The 19,053-nt window shown below is 53.7% G+C and carries 18 protein-coding genes; 3 read left to right on the top strand and 15 right to left on the bottom strand.

From position 1 onward, the window contains the following. Nucleotides 1-318 precede the first annotated feature (318 nt). Genes hemG through pepQ form a run of 4 tightly spaced genes read right to left on the bottom strand, consistent with a single transcriptional unit; the run spans nucleotide 319 to nucleotide 4,311 of the window. On the bottom strand, nucleotides 319-864 hold the full coding sequence (hemG, locus tag GBC03_05075) for a menaquinone-dependent protoporphyrinogen IX dehydrogenase (protein QFS69625.1): 546 nt from the start codon (nucleotides 862-864) through the stop codon (nucleotides 319-321). Nucleotides 865-875: 11 nt separating this feature from the next. Beyond that, nucleotides 876-2,327, bottom strand: coding sequence for a Trk system potassium transporter TrkH (gene trkH, locus GBC03_05070; protein QFS69624.1), 1,452 nt, complete (start codon nucleotides 2,325-2,327; stop codon nucleotides 876-878). Nucleotides 2,328-2,365: 38 nt separating this feature from the next. Beyond that, the gene (locus tag GBC03_05065; GenBank protein ID QFS69623.1) at nucleotides 2,366-2,980 is read right to left on the bottom strand and encodes an IMPACT family protein; all 615 of its coding nucleotides are present in this window, start codon (nucleotides 2,978-2,980) and stop codon (nucleotides 2,366-2,368) included. After that, the gene (pepQ, locus tag GBC03_05060; protein ID QFS69622.1) at nucleotides 2,980-4,311 is read right to left on the bottom strand and encodes a Xaa-Pro dipeptidase; all 1,332 of its coding nucleotides are present in this window, start codon (nucleotides 4,309-4,311) and stop codon (nucleotides 2,980-2,982) included. Before pepQ ends, GBC03_05065 begins: the two co-directional genes overlap by 1 nt. 188 nt (nucleotides 4,312-4,499) lie before the next feature. Here pepQ and fadB point away from each other — a divergent pair, with 188 nt between their 5' ends. Together fadB and fadA are read left to right on the top strand one after the other, a co-directional pair. Continuing rightward, nucleotides 4,500-6,689 carry a fatty acid oxidation complex subunit alpha FadB gene (gene fadB / locus GBC03_05055; protein QFS69621.1) on the top strand — a complete coding sequence of 730 codons (2,190 nt, stop codon included), beginning with the start codon at nucleotides 4,500-4,502 and terminating at the stop codon, nucleotides 6,687-6,689. A gap of 9 nt (nucleotides 6,690-6,698) precedes the next feature. Continuing rightward, the gene (gene fadA / locus GBC03_05050; GenBank protein QFS69620.1) at nucleotides 6,699-7,862 is read left to right on the top strand and encodes an acetyl-CoA C-acyltransferase FadA; all 1,164 of its coding nucleotides are present in this window, start codon (nucleotides 6,699-6,701) and stop codon (nucleotides 7,860-7,862) included. A 169-nt stretch (nucleotides 7,863-8,031) separates the two neighbouring features. Here the strand turns inward: fadA and GBC03_05045 are convergent, their stop codons facing one another. Further along, the gene (locus tag GBC03_05045) at nucleotides 8,032-8,733 is read right to left on the bottom strand and encodes an NAD(P)H-flavin reductase (GenBank protein ID QFS69619.1); all 702 of its coding nucleotides are present in this window, start codon (nucleotides 8,731-8,733) and stop codon (nucleotides 8,032-8,034) included. Nucleotides 8,734-8,771: 38 nt separating this feature from the next. After that, on the bottom strand, nucleotides 8,772-10,265 hold the full coding sequence (gene ubiD / locus GBC03_05040) for a 4-hydroxy-3-polyprenylbenzoate decarboxylase (protein QFS69618.1): 1,494 nt from the start codon (nucleotides 10,263-10,265) through the stop codon (nucleotides 8,772-8,774). A 168-nt stretch (nucleotides 10,266-10,433) separates the two neighbouring features. Here ubiD and rfaH point away from each other — a divergent pair, with 168 nt between their 5' ends. Further along, on the top strand, nucleotides 10,434-10,922 hold the full coding sequence (rfaH, locus tag GBC03_05035; GenBank protein QFS69617.1) for a transcription/translation regulatory transformer protein RfaH: 489 nt from the start codon (nucleotides 10,434-10,436) through the stop codon (nucleotides 10,920-10,922). A 7-nt stretch (nucleotides 10,923-10,929) separates the two neighbouring features. Here rfaH and tatD read toward each other — a convergent pair whose 3' ends face one another. From tatD to GBC03_04990, 9 genes are all read right to left on the bottom strand, one after another. Further along, the gene (tatD, locus tag GBC03_05030; protein ID QFS69616.1) at nucleotides 10,930-11,712 is read right to left on the bottom strand and encodes a 3'-5' ssDNA/RNA exonuclease TatD; all 783 of its coding nucleotides are present in this window, start codon (nucleotides 11,710-11,712) and stop codon (nucleotides 10,930-10,932) included. A gap of 41 nt (nucleotides 11,713-11,753) precedes the next feature. Further along, nucleotides 11,754-12,545: a Sec-independent protein translocase subunit TatC gene (tatC, locus tag GBC03_05025; GenBank protein ID QFS69615.1), complete on the bottom strand. Its 792-nt coding sequence runs from the start codon at nucleotides 12,543-12,545 to the stop codon at nucleotides 11,754-11,756. A gap of 2 nt (nucleotides 12,546-12,547) precedes the next feature. Continuing rightward, nucleotides 12,548-13,078, bottom strand: a complete 531-nt coding sequence (gene tatB / locus GBC03_05020) for a Sec-independent protein translocase subunit TatB (protein QFS69614.1) — start codon at nucleotides 13,076-13,078, stop codon at nucleotides 12,548-12,550. Between the two features lie 3 nt (nucleotides 13,079-13,081). Next, nucleotides 13,082-13,351, bottom strand: a complete 270-nt coding sequence (gene tatA, locus GBC03_05015) for a Sec-independent protein translocase subunit TatA (protein ID QFS69613.1) — start codon at nucleotides 13,349-13,351, stop codon at nucleotides 13,082-13,084. Between the two features lie 78 nt (nucleotides 13,352-13,429). Continuing rightward, nucleotides 13,430-15,070 (bottom strand): ubiquinone biosynthesis regulatory protein kinase UbiB, encoded by a 1,641-nt coding sequence (gene ubiB, locus GBC03_05010; GenBank protein ID QFS69612.1) that lies wholly within the window; start codon nucleotides 15,068-15,070, stop codon nucleotides 13,430-13,432. Beyond that, entirely contained in the window at nucleotides 15,067-15,672 is a 606-nt protein-coding gene (gene ubiJ / locus GBC03_05005) for a ubiquinone biosynthesis protein UbiJ (GenBank protein QFS69611.1), read from the bottom strand. The genes ubiB and ubiJ overlap by 4 nt, the downstream gene beginning before the upstream one ends. Before the next feature lie 13 nt (nucleotides 15,673-15,685). Beyond that, on the bottom strand, nucleotides 15,686-16,441 hold the full coding sequence (gene ubiE, locus GBC03_05000; protein QFS69610.1) for a bifunctional demethylmenaquinone methyltransferase/2-methoxy-6-polyprenyl-1,4-benzoquinol methylase UbiE: 756 nt from the start codon (nucleotides 16,439-16,441) through the stop codon (nucleotides 15,686-15,688). A 94-nt stretch (nucleotides 16,442-16,535) separates the two neighbouring features. Next, a complete protein-coding gene (gene rmuC, locus GBC03_04995; protein ID QFS69609.1) occupies nucleotides 16,536-17,963 on the bottom strand; it encodes a DNA recombination protein RmuC in 1,428 nt (475 codons plus the stop codon). Nucleotides 17,964-18,114: 151 nt separating this feature from the next. After that, nucleotides 18,115-18,876 carry a uridine phosphorylase gene (locus tag GBC03_04990; GenBank protein ID QFS69608.1) on the bottom strand — a complete coding sequence of 254 codons (762 nt, stop codon included), beginning with the start codon at nucleotides 18,874-18,876 and terminating at the stop codon, nucleotides 18,115-18,117. Nucleotides 18,877-19,053 lie beyond the last annotated feature (177 nt).

Below are 19,053 nucleotides of genomic sequence, written 5' to 3'. Positions count from 1 at the left end.
GTATTCATTTTTCGTCCGAGGACGTTAAGAATCCATGTCACTTTGAGTGCCCACACAGATTGTCTGATAAATTGTTAAAGAGCAGTTGCGACGCGCTTTAGCGCTCTGTCGCGAGGTCCCGTATATTACGTTTTCCTCATTCAGAGTCAAGCATTTATTTCGCTTTTCTCTGTGGGCGTTCATCTCTGAACCCCGCTGACCCGGCGGCTTGCGTGCCGTTGTTCCGTGTCAGTGGAGGCGCATTATAGGGAGTTATTTCAGGCTGACAAGGGGAAATTTAAAATAATTTTCCGAGTGCGCATTTTTTATTCTTTACGTTTATTTAACCAACGAATCGGGGGTTAACTGAGCGATTTCTCGGGCAAAACTCGCGACTTGTTCCCAGTCGGTATAAATAACTTCTTTACGCGTATCCGTTTCGCCGCCCGACATTTTCATAATGAGTTTAATCATCATTCGGTCATACCAGCGATAGCGCGGATAAAGTAGCGCCCCGGCGATAACTGCAGAACGGTCTGGCCGCCACTGCGAGTTCATTAAAAACTTGCGCGCGTAGCTGTTGGTTTGCGGCGTCCGCTTTTCCGGTTTCCGCGCCACCAGGTTGACGGAGTAAAACGCACTTGGCATGTGATTCAAGCGTGTTGCATGTTTCTTCACAAACGCGAGGAAGGCAGAATGATAGTGCCCATAACGAATCGATGCGCCAATGACTACCCGGTCATAGCGTTCCCAGTCAGGTTCATCGGTACGATGCAGATTGACCACATCCGTGCAGATACCAAGTTCTTTGAGTTCTGACGCCAGATAAGCGGCGATTTCCTGGGTCTGCCCGTCACGGGATGAGAAAAGAATCAGTGTTTTCACGTGTTACTCCATTATTCACGCCAGAAAGTCGGGGTAAAAAGTACCAGCAGAGTGAAGACTTCCAGACGACCGAACAGCATGTTGGCAATCAGGATCCATTTCGCCACCGGATTCATACTGGCAAAGTTGTCCGCCACGACGCCCAGCCCAGGCCCAAGGTTGTTCAGCGTCGCCACCACGGAGGCAAAGGCGGAGAAATCGTCCACACCGGTCGCGATAATCGCCAACATACTGATAATGAAGACCAGCGCATACGCCGAGAAAAATCCCCAGACGGCTTCAAGAATACGTTCCGGCAGCGCGCGGTTCCCCAGCTTGATGCTATAGACCGCATTGGGATGCACCAGACGCTTCAGTTCGCGGTTCCCCTGTTTGAACAGCAAGAGGATACGGATAACCTTCAATCCCCCGCCCGTTGAGCCCGCACAGCCACCTATAAACGCGGAACATAGCAGCAGTACCGGCAGGAAAAGCGGCCAGCGCGCAATACTGTCGGTCGTAAATCCGGCCGTGGTGGCCATCGACACTACCTGGAAAAAGGCCTGGTTGAGCGTCGTCAGCGCGGAGCTATAGATGTTATGGAACCAGAGCACTAATGTGCAGATGACCACCAGCGTCAGTTGGACACCAATGAACATACGAAATTCGGGGTCACGCCAGTAAACCTTCAGGCTGCGGCCACTCAGTAACGAGAAGTGCAGACCGTAGTTACAGCCGGAGATTAATAAGAAGATAGCAATAATGGTGTTAATCGTTGGGCTGTCAAAGTAGCCCACGCTGGCATCATGGGTGGAAAACCCGCCGATCGCGATAGTGGCAAAACTGTGTCCGATGGCATCAAACGCCGGCATGCCGGCAAACCATAGCGCCAGTGCACAGGCCACCGTCAGCAGGACATAGATCAACCACAGCGTTTTTGCCGTCTCGGCAATACGCGGGCGCATCTTGTTATCTTTCAGCGGTCCGGGCATTTCAGCGCGATAGAGCTGCATCCCACCGACACCGAGTATTGGCAGAATCGCGACGGCCAGCACAATGATCCCCATCCCGCCAAACCATTGCAGCATCTGGCGATAAAAGAGGATCGCATGTGGTAGCGAATCCAGCCCCACCAGCGTAGTGGCACCGGTCGTGGTCAGTCCGGAGAATGATTCGAAGAACGCATCGGTAATCGTGAGGTTCGGGCTTTCAGAAAAGATGAAGGGCAACGCACCCACGCTGCCCAGCACAGTCCAGAACAGCACGACGATCAAAAACCCTTCGCGAGATTTCAGTTCGCCTTTCTCACGACGGTTCGGCCACCACAACATGGAGCCAATCACCAGCGCGACAAAAAAGGTTTGCGTAAATGCGCGTCCCGCCCCATCACGATAGATAAGCGCTACCAGCCCCGGGAGGATCATCGTGCCCGAAAATAAGATGACCAGTAGTCCTACGATTCGGGTAATGGCGCGAAAATGCATCTCTGCCGCTTCCTTAGTTCTTCAAAATGAGGTGGGGATTATTCTTCAATCGCTAACAATTGCAATGAACCACGACTAAAATCCGCCAGCTTTGCTGAAAATTCATCCACTTTCGCATAAGGAAGCGCCACCCGTAACCGAATGAATGCCTGGTAATCACTGGTGACGATTTTGCCGTCATGTTGACCCAGAAGTGCTTCAACGCCAGCCAACTGCGCGTACTCACACTGCAAAGTATATTCGGTTAATGGCGTCTTGCGCTGCGTCGTTAACTGACGCAATGCCTGGTTTACGCCACCGCCGTAGGCTTTAACCAGTCCGCCGGTGCCGAGCAAGACTCCGCCGTAGTAGCGCACCACAACGGCGGTGATTTCCCCAACGCCGCTGCCCATCAACTGCGCGAGCATCGGCTTACCTGCCGTTCCCGCCGGTTCACCGTCATCAGAAAAGCCCAGCTGCTGTGAATCATCCGGCGCGCCCGCCACCCACGCCACGCAATGGTGGCGGGCGCTCGGGTGCTCCGCTTTCACTGACTCCACAAACGCTTTTGCCGCCTCTACGCCCTCGGTATGCGCCAGCAGCGTAATGAAGCGGCTTTTTTTGATCTCTTCAACAACGGTGACCGGCGCCGCAGGGATTAACCAACTGTCCATTACGCCAGTTTCAGATCCCGCGTCATGTTCTCAACGTTGTTTTCGTGGATCACCACGTTGTCTTCAATACGAATACCGCCAAACGGTTTCAGCGCTTCAATTTTTTGCCAGTTGAAGTGTTTGCTGAACGGCCCTTCACGCCACGGCGCGAGCAGCGATTCGATGAAGTAAAAGCCTGGTTCAATGGTCAGCACCATACCCGGCTGGAGCACACGGGTGCAGCGCAGATACGGATATTTAGACGGCGCGGCGAGATGCGTACCAGAGTCATCCTGCATAAAGCCAGCAACATCATGCACCTGCAAACCCAGAGGATGGCCGATACCGTGCGGCATAAACGGTCCGGTGAGATCGTTTTCGACCATCGCTTCTTCGCTCAGATCGGTGACGATCTGGTGCTTACGCAGCAGTTTCGCAATACGCTGATGGAACTGAACGTGATAGTCCACATAGCTGACGCCCGCTTTCATAGTGGCGATCAGCGCCAGCTGTTCGTCATTCACATCTTTCACTAACTGCGCATACTCATTGTCGCTTTTCGCCGACCAGGTACGGGTCAGGTCTGCGGCATAGCCGTTATACTCCGCACCGGCATCCAGCAGGAAGCTGCGGATTTCAGACGGTGCCTGATGATCCAGTTTCGTGTAATGCAGAACCGACGCATGCTCGTTCAGCGCCACGATATTGCTGTACGGCACATCGGTGTCGCGATGACCGGTTGCGGTCAGATAAGCCAGGTTGATGTCGAACTCGCTCATCCCTGAACGGAAGGCTTCTTCCGCCGCACGGTGCCCATTCACCGCCATTTTCTGCGCTTCACGCATGCAGGCCAGTTCGTAATCCGTTTTGTAGGCACGGTAATAATGCAGATAGTCGATCACCCCTTTCGGGTTGATGTTGCTGGCCGCAATCTCCAGTTGCAGCGCACGCTCCGGAACCGGGCCAATATAACCAATATTGCCAAGAGCGGCAGGCAGTTGACTGCCAATACCATCCGCTTTCGGCAGGGCAATCACCTCAACTTCTTCAGTCCAGAAGGAGGTTGGCAGCGGCTCAACGTTGTGCCAGTAGTCGACCGGCAAGTAGAACCACAGTTTGGGTTTGTTCACCCCATCAACCAGCAGCCAGCAATTTGGCACCTGAGTCACCGGTACCCAGGCTTTAAACTGCGGATTGACCTTAAACGGGTAAGGATGATCGTCGAGGAAAACATTAAACAGCTCGCCGGAGTGAATAAGAAGCGCATCAAGCTTAAAGCGTTCCAGCGCATCACGCGTCCGTTCTTGTAGGGTAACGATATGATTTTTATAGAGTGCGGCCAGTGATTCCATTTTCTATCCTTCTGTTTTTCGACCTCAAGTCTCCGCATCTTAGCACATCGATTCGAGAGAGCGTGATTTCTGCCAGGTGTGATCGGATCGGCATTTCTTTAATCAGTCATTTGCATTTTATTAACATAAAATACACACTTCGCTTCATCTGGTATGACCAGATCACCTTGCGGATTCAGGAGACTGACATGCTTTACAAAGGCGACAACCTGTACCTCGACTGGCTGGAAGATGGCATCGCCGAACTGGTGTTCGATGCCCCAGGCTCAGTGAACAAACTCGACACGGCAACCGTCGCCAGCCTCGGCCAGGCGCTGGACGTACTGGAAAAACAAACAGATTTAAAAGGGCTGCTGCTGCGTTCGAACAAAGCGGCCTTTATCGTCGGTGCGGATATCACCGAATTCCTGTCGCTGTTTCTCGTTCCCGAAGAACAGCTCAGCCAGTGGCTGCATTTCGCCAACAGCGTCTTTAACCGTCTGGAAGATCTACCGGTCCCGACCCTTTCGGCCGTTAACGGCTATGCGCTGGGCGGCGGCTGCGAATGCGTGCTGGCGACTGATTACCGTCTGGCGACACCGGATCTGCGTATCGGTCTGCCAGAAACAAAGCTGGGTATCATGCCAGGCTTTGGCGGCTCCGTACGTATGCCGCGCATGTTAGGCGCGGACAGCGCGCTGGAGATCATTGCAGCCGGTAAAGACGTTGGGGCCGAGCAGGCGCTGAAAATCGGCCTGGTCGATGGCGTTGTGAAAGCAGAAAAGCTGATTGAGGGCGCAAAAGCGGTATTACGTCAGGCCATCAACGGCGATCTGGACTGGAAAGCGAAGCGTCAGCCGAAGTTGGAACCGCTGAAGCTCAGCAAGATTGAAGCCACCATGAGCTTCACCATTGCTAAAGGCATGGTCGCGCAAACGGCAGGTAAACACTACCCGGCTCCGATGACAGCGGTGAAAACCATTGAAGCCGCCGCGCGCTTTGGTCGTGAAGAAGCACTGAATCTGGAAAACAAAAGTTTTGTCCCGCTGGCGCACACCAATGAAGCCCGCGCGCTGGTCGGTATTTTCCTAAACGATCAGTATGTGAAAGGCAAAGCGAAGACGCTGACCAAAAACGTTGAGACGCCGAAGCAGGCTGCAGTGCTGGGCGCGGGCATTATGGGCGGCGGCATCGCGTATCAGTCGGCATGGAAAGGCGTGCCGGTTATCATGAAAGATATCAATGACAAATCCCTGACCCTCGGGATGACCGAGGCCGCGAAACTGCTGAACAAACAGCTTGAGCGCAACAAAATTGACGGTCTGAAGATGGCTGGCGTGATTTCGACCATTCATCCTACGCTGGACTACGCCGGTTTTGAGCGCGTAGACGTCGTCGTCGAAGCGGTCGTTGAAAATCCAAAAGTGAAAAAAGCGGTACTGGCGGAGACGGAAGATAAAGTTCGCCCGGACACCGTGCTGGCATCGAACACTTCCACTATTCCCATCAGCGAGCTGGCAAGCGTGCTGAAGCGCCCGGAAAACTTCTGCGGGATGCACTTCTTTAACCCGGTTCACCGGATGCCGCTGGTTGAGATCATTCGTGGCGAAAAAAGCGCCGATGAAACCATCGCGAAAGTGGTCGCCTGGGCCAGCAAAATGGGTAAAACGCCGATCGTGGTCAACGACTGCCCTGGCTTCTTTGTTAACCGCGTGCTGTTCCCTTACTTCGCCGGATTCAGTCAGTTACTGCGCGACGGTGCGGACTTCCGCAAAGTCGACAAAGTGATGGAAAAACAGTTCGGTTGGCCGATGGGCCCGGCGTACCTGCTTGACGTCGTGGGCATTGATACCGCGCATCACGCACAGGCCGTGATGTCCGCAGGTTTCCCGCAGCGAATGCAAAAAGATTATCGCGACGCGATTGATGCGCTGTTTGACGCCAGTCGTTTTGGTCAGAAGAACGGTCTGGGCTTCTGGCGCTATAAAGAAGACAGCAAAGGTAAGCCGAAGAAAGAAGAGGATGCCACCGTTGACGGCCTGTTGGCTGACGTCAGTAAAGCGAAGCGGGATTTCAGCGACGAAGAGATTATCGCCCGCATGATGATCCCGATGGTCAACGAAGTGGTGCGCTGTCTCGAAGAAGGCATTATCGCCAGTCCGGCAGAGGCCGACATGGCGCTGGTTTACGGTCTGGGCTTCCCTCCGTTCCACGGCGGGGCGTTCCGCTGGCTGGATACGATCGGCAGCGCGAAATATCTCGATATGGCGCAACAGTATCAGCACCTCGGTCCGTTATACGACGTTCCGGAAGGTCTGCGTAATAAAGCGCGTCATAACGAACCGTATTATCCCCCGGTTGAGCCTGCCCGTCCGGTTGGCGACCTGAAAACGGCTTAAGGAGTCACAATGGAACAGGTTGTAATTGTTGATGCGATCCGTACCCCGATGGGCCGTTCGAAAGGGGGCGCATTTCGCCACGTGCGCGCGGAAGATCTCTCCGCGCATTTGATGCGTAGCCTGCTGGCGCGAAATCCGGCGCTGGAAGCGGCAGCGCTTGACGATATCTACTGGGGCTGCGTGCAGCAGACGCTGGAGCAGGGCTTTAACATCGCCCGTAACGCGGCGCTGCTGGCGGAAGTCCCGCATTCCGTTCCGGCGGTGACCGTCAACCGGCTGTGCGGTTCCTCCATGCAGGCATTGCATGACGCGGCGCGGATGATCATGACCGGCGATGCGCAGGCCTGTCTGGTGGGCGGTGTGGAGCATATGGGCCATGTGCCGATGAGCCACGGTGTTGATTTCCACCCGGGCCTGAGCCGCAACGTCGCCAAAGCGGCGGGCATGATGGGGCTGACAGCAGAGATGCTCTCCCGCATGCACGGTATCAGTCGAGAAATGCAGGATGCCTTTGCCGCACGTTCACACGCCCGTGCCTGGGCTGCAACGCAGTCTGGCGCGTTTAAGAATGAAATTATCCCAACCGGCGGGCATGACGCCGATGGCGTGCTGAAGCAGTTTACCTATGACGAAGTGATTCGTCCGGAAACCACGATTGAAACGCTGTCCACCTTGCGTCCGGCGTTTGATCCGGTCAGCGGTACGGTTACGGCAGGTACTTCTTCCGCACTCTCCGATGGCGCGGCCGCCATGCTGGTGATGAGCGAAAGTCGTGCGCGTGAGCTGGGTCTGAAACCGCGCGCCCGCGTGCGCTCAATGGCGGTGGTGGGCTGCGATCCTTCCATCATGGGATACGGTCCGGTTCCGGCATCAAAACTGGCGCTGAAAAAAGCGGGACTTTCCGCCAGCGATATCGGTTTGTTTGAGATGAACGAAGCGTTTGCCGCGCAGATCCTGCCGTGCATTAAAGATCTGGGCTTGATGGAGCAGATCGACGAGAAGATCAACCTTAACGGCGGTGCGATCGCGCTCGGTCACCCGCTGGGCTGCTCCGGTGCGCGTATCAGCACCACGCTGCTGAATCTGATGGAACGCAAAGATGTCCAGTTCGGTCTGGCGACGATGTGTATCGGATTGGGTCAGGGTATCGCGACGGTGTTTGAGCGGGTTTAAAGATATTCACTCATTGTAGGCCGGGTAAGCGAAGCGCCCCCGGCTCGATTGCCGGATGACGACGCTAAAGCATCTTATCCGGCCTACAACGAAAACGTCACTGTATAACAATTTAGTTGCCGTTCTTCCCGCCTGTCAGGGGCGGGTTTTTTCTGCTTCATTTTTCTTCTTAGATAAATGCAAACGCATCGCCAAACAGGCGATCTTCCCGCGCACTGCGCTCATTACAGAACAGGTCACGCGCGATTTTCGCCATCTCAAAGCGGCCCGCAATGTAGATGTCATGCTCAGCCAGCGTTCCGTGATCCTGCATCACCGCCGTTAAGACCGTTCCCGTACGCCCACGCCAGCCGGTTTCAGGCTGTTCCACCACCGCTTCAACGCGCAGGTTAGGATGGTTGACAGAGAGCGCTTCAAGTTCAGAGAGATCGTAGAGGTGCTTCTCTTCACGACCGCCCCAGTAAATCGTGACCTCACGATTGGGATTACGCGCCAGCGCCGTCAGCAGAATGGAACGGGCGTAGGAAAAGCCTGTGCCCCCGGCGATCAGGATCAGCGGACGCTCTTCATCGTCACGCAGCCACGCGTCGCCGTGTGGAATATCCACCGTAATTTCATGGTCCTTCAGGATGCGATCCATCACCGCTTTGGCATAGAGGTTAATTTCTGATGCACCAATGTGGAGCTCAATAAAACCCTGATCATTCGGCGTAGAGGCCATCGAGAACGGACGTTTATCCCGCTCATCCATCACGACCATCAAATATTGACCGGCGCGAAAGGAAAATGCCGCATCGGGTACTAAACGAACACGGTATACGGTATCAGTGATAGCTTCTACCGAGGTCACTTTACAGCTTAAGGTTGTCATGCGCTCCCTCTATGGGTCTGTAGGGCAAAACGAGCGCCTCAGGCGCCTTTACCGTCATTAAAGATGGCCAGTTCATCCCAAATCGCATCGATACGGGCGGTAACGTCAGGATCTTTTTTAATTGGACGTCCCCACTCGCGTTGGGTTTCACCTGGCCATTTGTTCGTGGCATCCAGCCCCATTTTTGAACCCAGGCCGGAAACCGGCGAGGCAAAATCCAGATAATCAATTGGCGTGTTTTCTACCAGCACCGTGTCCCTGGCCGGATCCATTCGGGTGGTAATCGCCCAAATCACATCATTCCAGTCGCGTGCATTGACGTCATCATCACAAACGATAACAAATTTGGTGTACATAAACTGGCGTAAAAATGACCAGACACCCATCATGACGCGTTTCGCATGACCGGCGTACTGTTTTTTGATCGTGACGACGGCCAGACGATAAGAGCATCCTTCCGGCGGCAGATAAAAATCGACGATTTCCGGGAACTGTTTTTGCAGAATCGGCACAAACACTTCGTTTAGCGCGACGCCGAGCACGGCGGGTTCGTCCGGTGGACGACCGGTGTAGGTCGAATGGTAAATCGCGTCCTCACGCTGGGTAATATGCGTGACGGTAAAAACCGGGAAGCTATCCACTTCATTGTAATACCCCGTATGGTCGCCATACGGGCCTTCCGGCGCCATTTCACCCGGGTCGATATACCCTTCCAGCACAATCTCCGCACTGGCGGGCACTTCAAGATCGTTAGACAGGCATTTGACCACTTCGGTTTTTGTGCCACGCAGCAGACCGGCAAACGCGTACTCTGAGAGCGTATCCGGTACCGGCGTCACCGCGCCAAGAATGGTGGCAGGGTCGGCACCCAGCGCAACGGAGACCGGGAAACGTTCACCCGGATGCGCCGCACACCACTCCTGATAATCAAGCGCGCCGCCACGATGGGACAGCCAGCGCATGATCAGTTTATTTTTGCCAATCAACTGCTGGCGATAAATACCCAGATTCTGCCGCTCTTTATGCGGGCCACGCGTCACGGTCAGCCCCCAGGTGATGAGCGGTGCGGCGTCTTCAGGCCAGCAGGTCATGACAGGAATTCGGTTTAAGTCGACGTCATCGCCAGAGATGATTTTTTGCTGACAAGGCGCACCACGCAGTCGTTTCGTCGGCATATTCAGCACCTGCTTGAACTGCGGCAGCTTATCAAACAGATCGCGAAAGCCTTTCGGCGGCTCCGGCTCTTTCAAAAATGCCAGTAATTTACCCACTTCCCGCAGCGCGGAGACATCATCCTGCCCCATGCCCATCGCGACACGTTTTGGCGTACCAAACAGGTTGCACAACACCGGCATCGAATAGCCTTTGGGGTTTTCAAACAGCAGTGCAGGGCCACCAGCACGTAGCGTGCGGTCAGCAATCTCGGTGATTTCCAGGTGCGGATCCACTTCAAGCGTGATGCGTTTGAGTTCACCCTGTTGTTCAAGCAGCGTCAGGAAGTCGCGTAAATCGTGATATTTCATGGCGTCCATTATGGCCTCTTCGTAAGCGCCTCATTATACGGCGTTCACCATCGTGATGCTGTATTTTTGTTAAATTAGCGTGAACTCTGGCAGCCCACCGGCTCCACCGGAATTATAATTAACTTCACGCTTTGCTTTTGCTATGCTTGCGCCCCGGACAAGCGGATAAGAGTTATTATGCAATCCTGGTATTTACTGTACTGCAAGCGCGGGCAACTTCAGCGTGCTCAGGAACACCTCGAAAGACAGGCAGTGAGCTGCCTGACGCCGATGATCACCCTGGAAAAAATGGTGCGAGGAAAACGTACTGCAGTCAGCGAACCGCTGTTCCCAAACTATCTGTTCGTGGAATTTGATCCGGAAGTGATTCATACCACGACGATCAATGCCACGCGCGGCGTCAGCCATTTTGTCCGCTTTGGCGCATCACCCGCGATAGTCCCTTCCACGGTGATTCACCAGCTCTCCGTTTATAAACCGGAAGGCATTGTCGATCCCGAAACGCCTTACCCCGGCGACCGCGTGGTCATCACGGAAGGGGCTTTTGAAGGCCTGCAGGCTATTTTCACTGAACCGGACGGCGAGGCGCGTTCCATGCTACTGCTCAACCTGCTAAATAAAGAGGTGAAGCAGAGCGTGATAAATACCGGTTTCCGTAAGCTTTAACGTCGACTCAGAACGAAATTCCAAACAGCTTCCTGACATTCGCATCCGTTGTGGCGGAAAGCCATTGCGGATCGTCTCCACGCCAGTGAGCAATACGCTCAAGAATATGTGGCAAATGTGCCGGTTCGTTACGCCGCGACGCGGGCTTCGGCGAAAGATCGCGCGGCAACAGATACGGCGCGTCGGTTTCAATCAGCAGTTGTTCGGCCGGAATAAACGGTAGCAATTCGCGCAGCTCAAGCCCACGACGTTCATCACATACCCAGCCCGTAATACCGATGTACATGCCCCTGTCGACACACTCCTGCATCTCCTCGCGCGTACCGGTAAAGCAGTGCAGCACCGCGCCCGGGAGTTTGTCCAGCCACGGTTCCAGCAGCGTCATGAATCGCACGTGCGCATCACGACAATGCATAAAGACCGGCATTTGTAACTCAGCGGCAATACGCAACTGCGCGTCAAACGCCCGCTCTTGTTCCTGCGGAGTGGAAAAATTGCGATTGAAATCGAGGCCACATTCGCCAATCGCCACGACCTCCGGCTGGTTCGCCAGTGCCACAATCGCATCCTTTGTTTCAGGTTGCCACTGGCTGCTGTCATGCGGGTGAACACCGGCCGTCGACCAACAGTGAGGATAAGTCTGCGCCAGCCGCTGCGCCTGCTGGCTTTCATGTAGATTGGTTCCGGTAAGAAGCAGCCCCTTCACGCCAGCAGCAGTCGCGCGTGCGACGGCCTCATCACGGTCTTTCAAAAACTGCGAACTGGTTAAATTAACGCCGATATCAAACATGCTTCGCTCCATATAACAACCGCCCTGACGGGCGGTTGAATTTACTCTTCTGTCTTCTCGGCTTTCTCAGCTTCGGCTTCTGATTCCGCCTCGTTATCTTCATCCCGCGTCTGTCGCTTGCCGACATAGAAACGTGAGAAGAAAACGCCTACCTCAAACAGGCAGTACATCGGAATCGCCAGTAACGTCTGCGAAAAAACATCCGGCGGCGTCAGCAGCATCCCTACCACAAACGCACCAACCAGCACGTAAGGCCGTTTTTTACGCAAGTCATCCGGTGTAGTCACACCCATCCAGCAAAGCAGCACGATGGCAACAGGCACCTCAAACGAGACGCCGAATGCCATGAACAGCGCCATGACAAAGCTTAGATAGCTGGCAATATCCGTCGAGACCTGCACACCTTCCGGCGCGGTATTGGCAAGGAAGCCAAACGCCAGCGGGAACACGACAAAATAGGCAAACGCCATACCGATATAGAACAGTAACGAACTGGAGACCAGCAGCGGTACCACCATGCGGCGTTCATGCTTATACAGCGCTGGCGCGATAAACGCCCAGACCTGATAAAGGATCACCGGCGCAGACAGGATCAGCGACACCATGAAGGTCAATTTGATCGGGGTGAAAAACGGTGATGCGACATCCGTCGCGATCATGGTCGCACCCTGCGGCAACTGTTTGATGAGTGGCGAGGAAACCAGGTGATAGATGTCATTGGCAAAATAGACCAATGCCAGAAAGATCACGATAACCGCAATAATGCAGTTAAGCAGACGTTTACGCAGCTCAATCAGGTGCGTGATAAGCGGTTGAGTATCTTCTACAGCCATGTTTACGGTTTATCACTCGACGTAGGGGAGGAGCCAGCAACAGGGGCAGCGGATTTCGGTTCAGCGTCCTTCACGTTGACAATTGGGGGTGTCTCCCCGGCAATCTCAGGAGCCTGTTCCGGTGCACTGGCCTGGACTTCAGCAGTGGCGGGGGTGACCCCTTCATGCTGTTCTTCGTTCCCTTTCACCACCGGGTTATGGATGGTATGCGCTTCGTCGCTCGCTTTTTCGGGCTCGTTTGCGCTATAGGAACGCTTCATTGACTCTGCCGCCTGACGCAGTTCATCCATCGAGGCTTTTAGCTCGGGAGTCAGATTTTCCAGGCTCGCTTTCTCAACCTTTTTCAGGCTGTCCTGAAACTCCTGGAGCTTAAGCTCCTGGGTCAGTTCATTCTGAACGGTTGTCGCAAGGGATCGCAGTGCGCGTACCCAGCCAGCTATCGTTTTGACGGCTACCGGCAATCGCTGCGGCCCCAGAACAACGAGGCCGATAATAAACACCAGTAACAGTTCGCTAAAACCGATATCAAACACGAATTACACCTGCTCTTTATCGTGGCTTTTCGCGTCTTCTTTTTTCGCAGTTTCTTTATCAGCGTCTGCCGGTTTGTCAGTAATAGATTTCGCGGTAAAGTCAGCGTCCTGACTGGCTTTATCCTGTTTAGCATCATCATCACTCATGGCTTTTTTGAAGCCTTTGATGGATGCGCCAAGATCGGAACCGATGGAGCCGAGCTTCTTGGTGCCAAACAACAGTACAACGATGACGGCAATGATCACCAACTGCCAAATACTGATACCACCCATACATGTTCCTCTGTGATAGATGATGAATTAATAAGGCCGTAGTATACGTTACCCGGCCTGCCTTGAGCGATGAAAAAATCAGCGAGTTTTGCACCAGCCGACAATCCAGGCAACCAGGCCGCCCGCCATTAACCAACCGGGCATATAGCCCCATTCAGGGCGATTAATCAGCAAGAACGTCCCACTTAACAGCAACGTTGCGCCAATTCCCAATAAGTAACGGGATTGCCCCTGACGGACATGATTCTCCTGAAGCTCGCGCGCAATCTTATCAACACTGTGCTGTAAATATTTGCCCTGGCGCAAACTGTCGTACACCAGTTCAGGGAGTTCTGGCATTTTTTCGACCCAGAACGGCGCTTTTTCCTTAAATGCTCTGATCAGCGCTGGAATACCGACCTGATCTTTGATCCATGACTCCAGAAAAGGCTTCGCTGTTTTCCAGAGATCCAACTGCGGATAGAGTTGGCGGCCTACACCCTCAACATACAATAATGTCTTCTGCAACAATACCAGTTGCGGCTGCACTTCCATGTTAAACCGACGCGCCGTATTGAAAAGGTTTAACAAAACGTGGCCAAACGAGATTTCCGCCAGCGGCTTCTCGAATATCGGCTCGCACACCGTACGAATCGCAAATTCAAACTCTTCAACGTTGGTATCCGGTGGTACCCAGCCAGAATCGACGTGCAGTTCCGCAACTTTGCGGTAATCACGATTAAAAAACGCGATGAAGTTCTCCGCAAGGTAACGCTTATCTTCCTTATTTAACGAGCCAACAATGCCGCAATCAATGCCAATATATTTCGGGTTTTCCGGGTGTTCATAGCTGACAAAGATGTTACCGGGGTGCATATCCGCGTGGAAGAAGCTGTCACGAAAGACCTGAGTGAAGAATACCTGTACGCCGCGCTCCGCCAGCAACTTCATGTTGGTGCCGTTTTTCTCCAGCGTCACCACATCGGAAACCGGGATACCGTAAATGCGTTCCATCACCATCATATTCTCACTACAGTAGTCAGAATACACTTCCGGGATGTAGAGCATTGGGCTGTCTTCAAAGTTTCGCCGCAGTTGGATAGCGTTGGCGGATTCACGCAGCAGATTCAGCTCATCAATCAATGTCTTTTCATATTCCCGCACGACTTCCGTCGGACGCAGGCGGCGGCCATCTGGCAGCAAGCGTGGCACCCAGCGAGCAAGACGATAGATCAGTCTCAGATCCGCTTTGATAACCGGCAGAATGTCCGGGCGGATGACTTTGATGACAACCTCTTTGCCGTTCGATTTCAGTCTCGCCGTATGCACCTGGGCAACCGACGCCGACGCCAGCGGTTGAATATCAAATTCATCAAACCAGGCTTCAACAGGCAGTCCGCCCATGGCTTCTTCGATTTGCGCTTTCGCAAGTTTTCCATCGAAGGGAGCGACTTTGTCCTGTAACAACGCCAGCTGATCGGCAATATGCGGGGGAAAGAGATCGCGTCGGGTCGAGAGCATTTGACCAAACTTGATCCACACCGGCCCTAACTCCTGCAGAGCCAGTCTCAGTCTCTCTCCCAGTAGTTTTTCTTTATGTCGGTTTGGCATCCAGAACAGGCAATAACGCCATAACCGCAGCGGCAGCGTGATCCGCATTTTTGGGATGAGCTCATCAAGTCCGTAACTTAAGAAAGTGCGAATGATGAAATATAGGCGCCGTACTTCACCTGGCGTCATTTAGCCTCCAGTTTTTCCAGCCGCCGGGTCAGTGCATCGACAGCACGCTCCACGGCTGCCGTTTCTTCCGCAAACCAGGCAACCTCAAGCGATCCGGGCGCCATTCGCCACTCTTCCGTAATGGCTTCGGCAACATAGCGTTGCTGACGTTGGATCCCGTGTCGGATAAATTTGACCCCGCCGCGTAGCGCTTTGCTGATCCCTTCTGCTGCGATGTCGCCGGTATAAGGAGCCAGCAGTTCAGCAGGATCGAATTCCGCCAGATCGGCAAGGGCAACGAAATTCTGTACAACCTGAATATCACCCTGCACTTCCAGTTCGCCACTGCGGATCAGTGCGGTCAGTTGCTGGCGGTCGCGTAATTTTGGCAACACGCTGGCATGCGTGATTACCGTGCAGTCGGCCTCGCCAGCCCACTCGCCCAGCACGTCAACCTGACGTTCGCTGAACAGCAGAATTAATGATGTCGAAAAGCCTTTTAGCTCCACACGCAGCACTTTTCCCAGCAGACGCGCTCGCGCCGTTTTCAACGCCGGCGAACGATACAGGAATGAATTAAGCAGACTTTCCATTCCTGCAGTCACTAAGGGTTTAAAAGGCATCCCCGTTCTCCTGTCAGAACTTATAGCCGCGATGCAGCGCAACCACACCCGCTGTCAGGTTGTAATAGTCGACGCTTTCGAACCCGGCGTCCTGCATCATCGCTTTCAATGTGTCCTGGTCGGGATGCATACGGATGGATTCCGCCAGATAGCGATAGCTGTCGGCATCATTGGCGACCATAGAACCAATACGCGGCAAGATATGGAAAGAGTAGGCATCGTACGCTTTACTCAGCGGTTCGATAATCGGTTTAGAAAATTCCAGCACCAGCAGACGGCCGCCCGGTTTCAGGACTCGGTACATGGAGCGCAAGGCTTTGTCTTTGTCCGTGACGTTACGCAAACCGAAGGAAATGGTAATGCAGTCAAAGGTATTGTCCGGGAACGGTAGCGCTTCCGCATTGGCCTGAACGTATTCCACGTTGCCAATCACGCCGATATTGCGCAGCTTCTCGCGACCCATTTTGAGCATTGAGTCATTGATGTCCGCCAGAATAACCTTGCCGGTCTCACCGACCAGGCGAGAGAATTTGGCCGTGAGATCGCCGGTCCCCCCGGCTAAGTCCAGCACTGTCTGACCACGGCGAACGCCGCTACAGTCGATGGTGAAGCGTTTCCACAAACGATGAATGCCAAAAGACATCAAATCATTCATGACATCATATTTTGATGCCACAGAATGAAAAACGTGGGCCACCATGTCCGCTTTATGCTCTTTAGCGACAGTCTGAAAACCAAAGTGCGTCGTTTCTTGTGAATTATCCACCATCTCAGTGCCTGCTCATCTAAAAATTGTTCGAGAAGTGTAACAGATTGGGGCGCATTGCCCTACCCTTCTGCCCGTCCCGGCTGCCCCGAACGGACTAATTCGATTGCTGCTTTATCCCGTCATCGTCGGAATAAGACGTGTTTTCCTGCTCTTCGGGTACCGATCGCAACCGATACTCTTCATCCTGCGTCGTGGCCTGTTCCGCCAGTTCAGGATTAATCTCGCGCTTAATTTCGACTCCTAAGCCGCGAAACGCTTCGGCCTGCGCCAGCACGTTACCACGTCCCGACGAGAGTTTTTTCATCGCCTGACGATAGTTATCTTGCGCTTTATCCAGGCTCTGCCCGATGGCGGACATATCATCGACAAAGAGGCGCATTTTGTCATAGAGCTTGCTCGCACGGTCTGCAATCTGTTGCGCATTACGACTTTGATGTTCGTAGCGCCACAGATTCGCAATGGTCCGCAACGCCACCAGTAATGTCGTTGGGCTGACCAGCATAATATTATTTTTAAGCGCCTCGGTAATCAGTTCAGGCTGTCGGTCAAGCGCCAACAGAAAAGCGGGCTCCACAGGGATAAACATCAGCACGTAATCCAGGGTGCGCAGCCCCGGAAGTTGCTGGTAATCCTTACGTCCCAGCAGACGAATATGGTTACGCACCGAGGCAATGTGCTCCTGGAGCGCGTTTTCGCGGGTGTCATCATCTTGCGCGTTAAAATAGCGCTCATAGGCCACCAGCGTCATTTTGGCGTCGATCACCACATCTTTGCCCTGTGGCAAGCGTACGATCACGTCAGGCTGCATACGGGAACGGACGTCATTTTCGATGCTGACCTGCGTTTCGTACTCGTACCCTTCACGCAGTCCGGACGCCTCCAGCACGCGGGTGAGCACCACCTCGCCCCAGTTCCCCTGCGTTTTGTTATCGCCTTTTAGCGCACGGGTCAGGTTGACCGCTTCCTGGGTCATTTGCGCATTAAGCTGTTGGAGATTGCGAATTTCATGCGCCAGGGTATGACGCTCGCGCGCTTCCTGACCAAAGCTCTCCTGGACCTGGCGACGAAAACCGTCCAGTTGTTCTCGCAGCGGCGTCAGCAGACCGTTCAGGCTCTGTCGGTTTTGCTCATCAACCCGGCGATTGCTCTGTTCAAAGATTCGGTTCGCCAGGTTTTCAAACTGTTCGCTCAGACGCTGCTCGCTGTTGATCATCTGGCGGATTTTATCTTCCGCATGCTGCTGCGTCGCTTCCATCCGCGTAGTCACTTCACGCAGATCCGCTTCCAGCGAGGTGTTAATACTGCGCAGGCTACGTAATTCGTTATTGAGCAACTCACACTCATCGCGCCAGTGTTCGCTTTGGGCTATCTGTTGTTTTGCTGCGCTTAATGCCGCAACCATCTCTTCACGTTCAGCGAATTGCTCGGCTTTCTGTTGTGCATGCTGATAGCTGGCCAGCAGCCAGCCAAGCGCAATACCCACCAGCGCAATAACCGCATAAATAATGATTGAGATATCCAAAATGCCTCCTGACGCCATACATCACCCGCACAAAATAGAATTGTGCTGTATAAACGTCCAGTTTTAAAGAACTTTCCTGCGAGGCGCTACGCAAATAATCGCGTAAAAGCAAAAGGCCGAACGCGTCGGCCTTTTATGGAAGGGAAGAGGATTAGATCAGACGACGCGCCGCTTCCACCACGATTTTCACCGCATGGCTTTCGGTCTGTTTCATCGTCTCAGCATTCGGGATCTCCTGCTGAGTACGGTTAACGATCACGCCCGCTACCATCCCGGCGCGCAGGCCCTGGCTTGCACACATGGTCAGCAGCGTGGCGGACTCCATTTCGTAGTTCATCACGCCCATTGACTGCCACTCTTCCATAGAGCCTTTGAAACGACGCACCACGCGACCGGAGAAGGTGTCGTAGCGTTCCTGACCTGGGTAGAAGGTGTCAGAAGAGGCGGTCACGCCCACGTGAGTGGTGGCACCGATGGATTTTGCCGCTTCAACCAGCGCGGTGGTGCATTCAAAGTCAGCGACTGCCGGGTACTCCATCGGCGCAAAATGCAGGCTCGCGCCATCCAGACGAACGGACGCCGTGGTGACCAGCACATCGCCGACATTAATATGCGGCTGAATAGCACCGGTGGTGCCGATACGCAGGAAGGTACGAATGCCCAACTGAGCCAGTTCTTCCACCGCAATAGAGGTAGACGGGCCGCCGATACCGGTCGAGCAGACAATGACGGCTTTACCGTCCAGTTCTGCACGCCAGGTGGTGAATTCACGGTGAGATGCCAGCTTAACCGGCTTCTCCATCAGCGCGGCGATCTTTTCCACACGTTCCGGATCGCCAGGGACGATAGCCAGCGTAGCCCCTTGTAAATCGTTCTTGGTGAGGCCGAGATGAAAAACGTCAGACCTGGACATATAAAACTCCTCTGTGATTCGGTTTTTGTCAGAAGAAGCAAAAAGACACTTTACCGAAGGACTTAAGATATTTTCGTGACTCTCATCACCATGACACAAATCAGTTGCATAAACTTACCGATAAATAGTGATTTAAGTCACATTAACAGCCCGATTTTTTCTTTCTCCGCACAAAAA

It is taken from the genome of Citrobacter telavivensis (genome assembly GCA_009363175.1).
In the GTDB taxonomy this organism is placed as follows: domain Bacteria; phylum Pseudomonadota; class Gammaproteobacteria; order Enterobacterales; family Enterobacteriaceae; genus Citrobacter_A; species Citrobacter_A telavivensis.
Note: the sequence above shows the minus strand (reverse complement) of the source record. Positions and strands in the feature narration are given on the sequence as shown.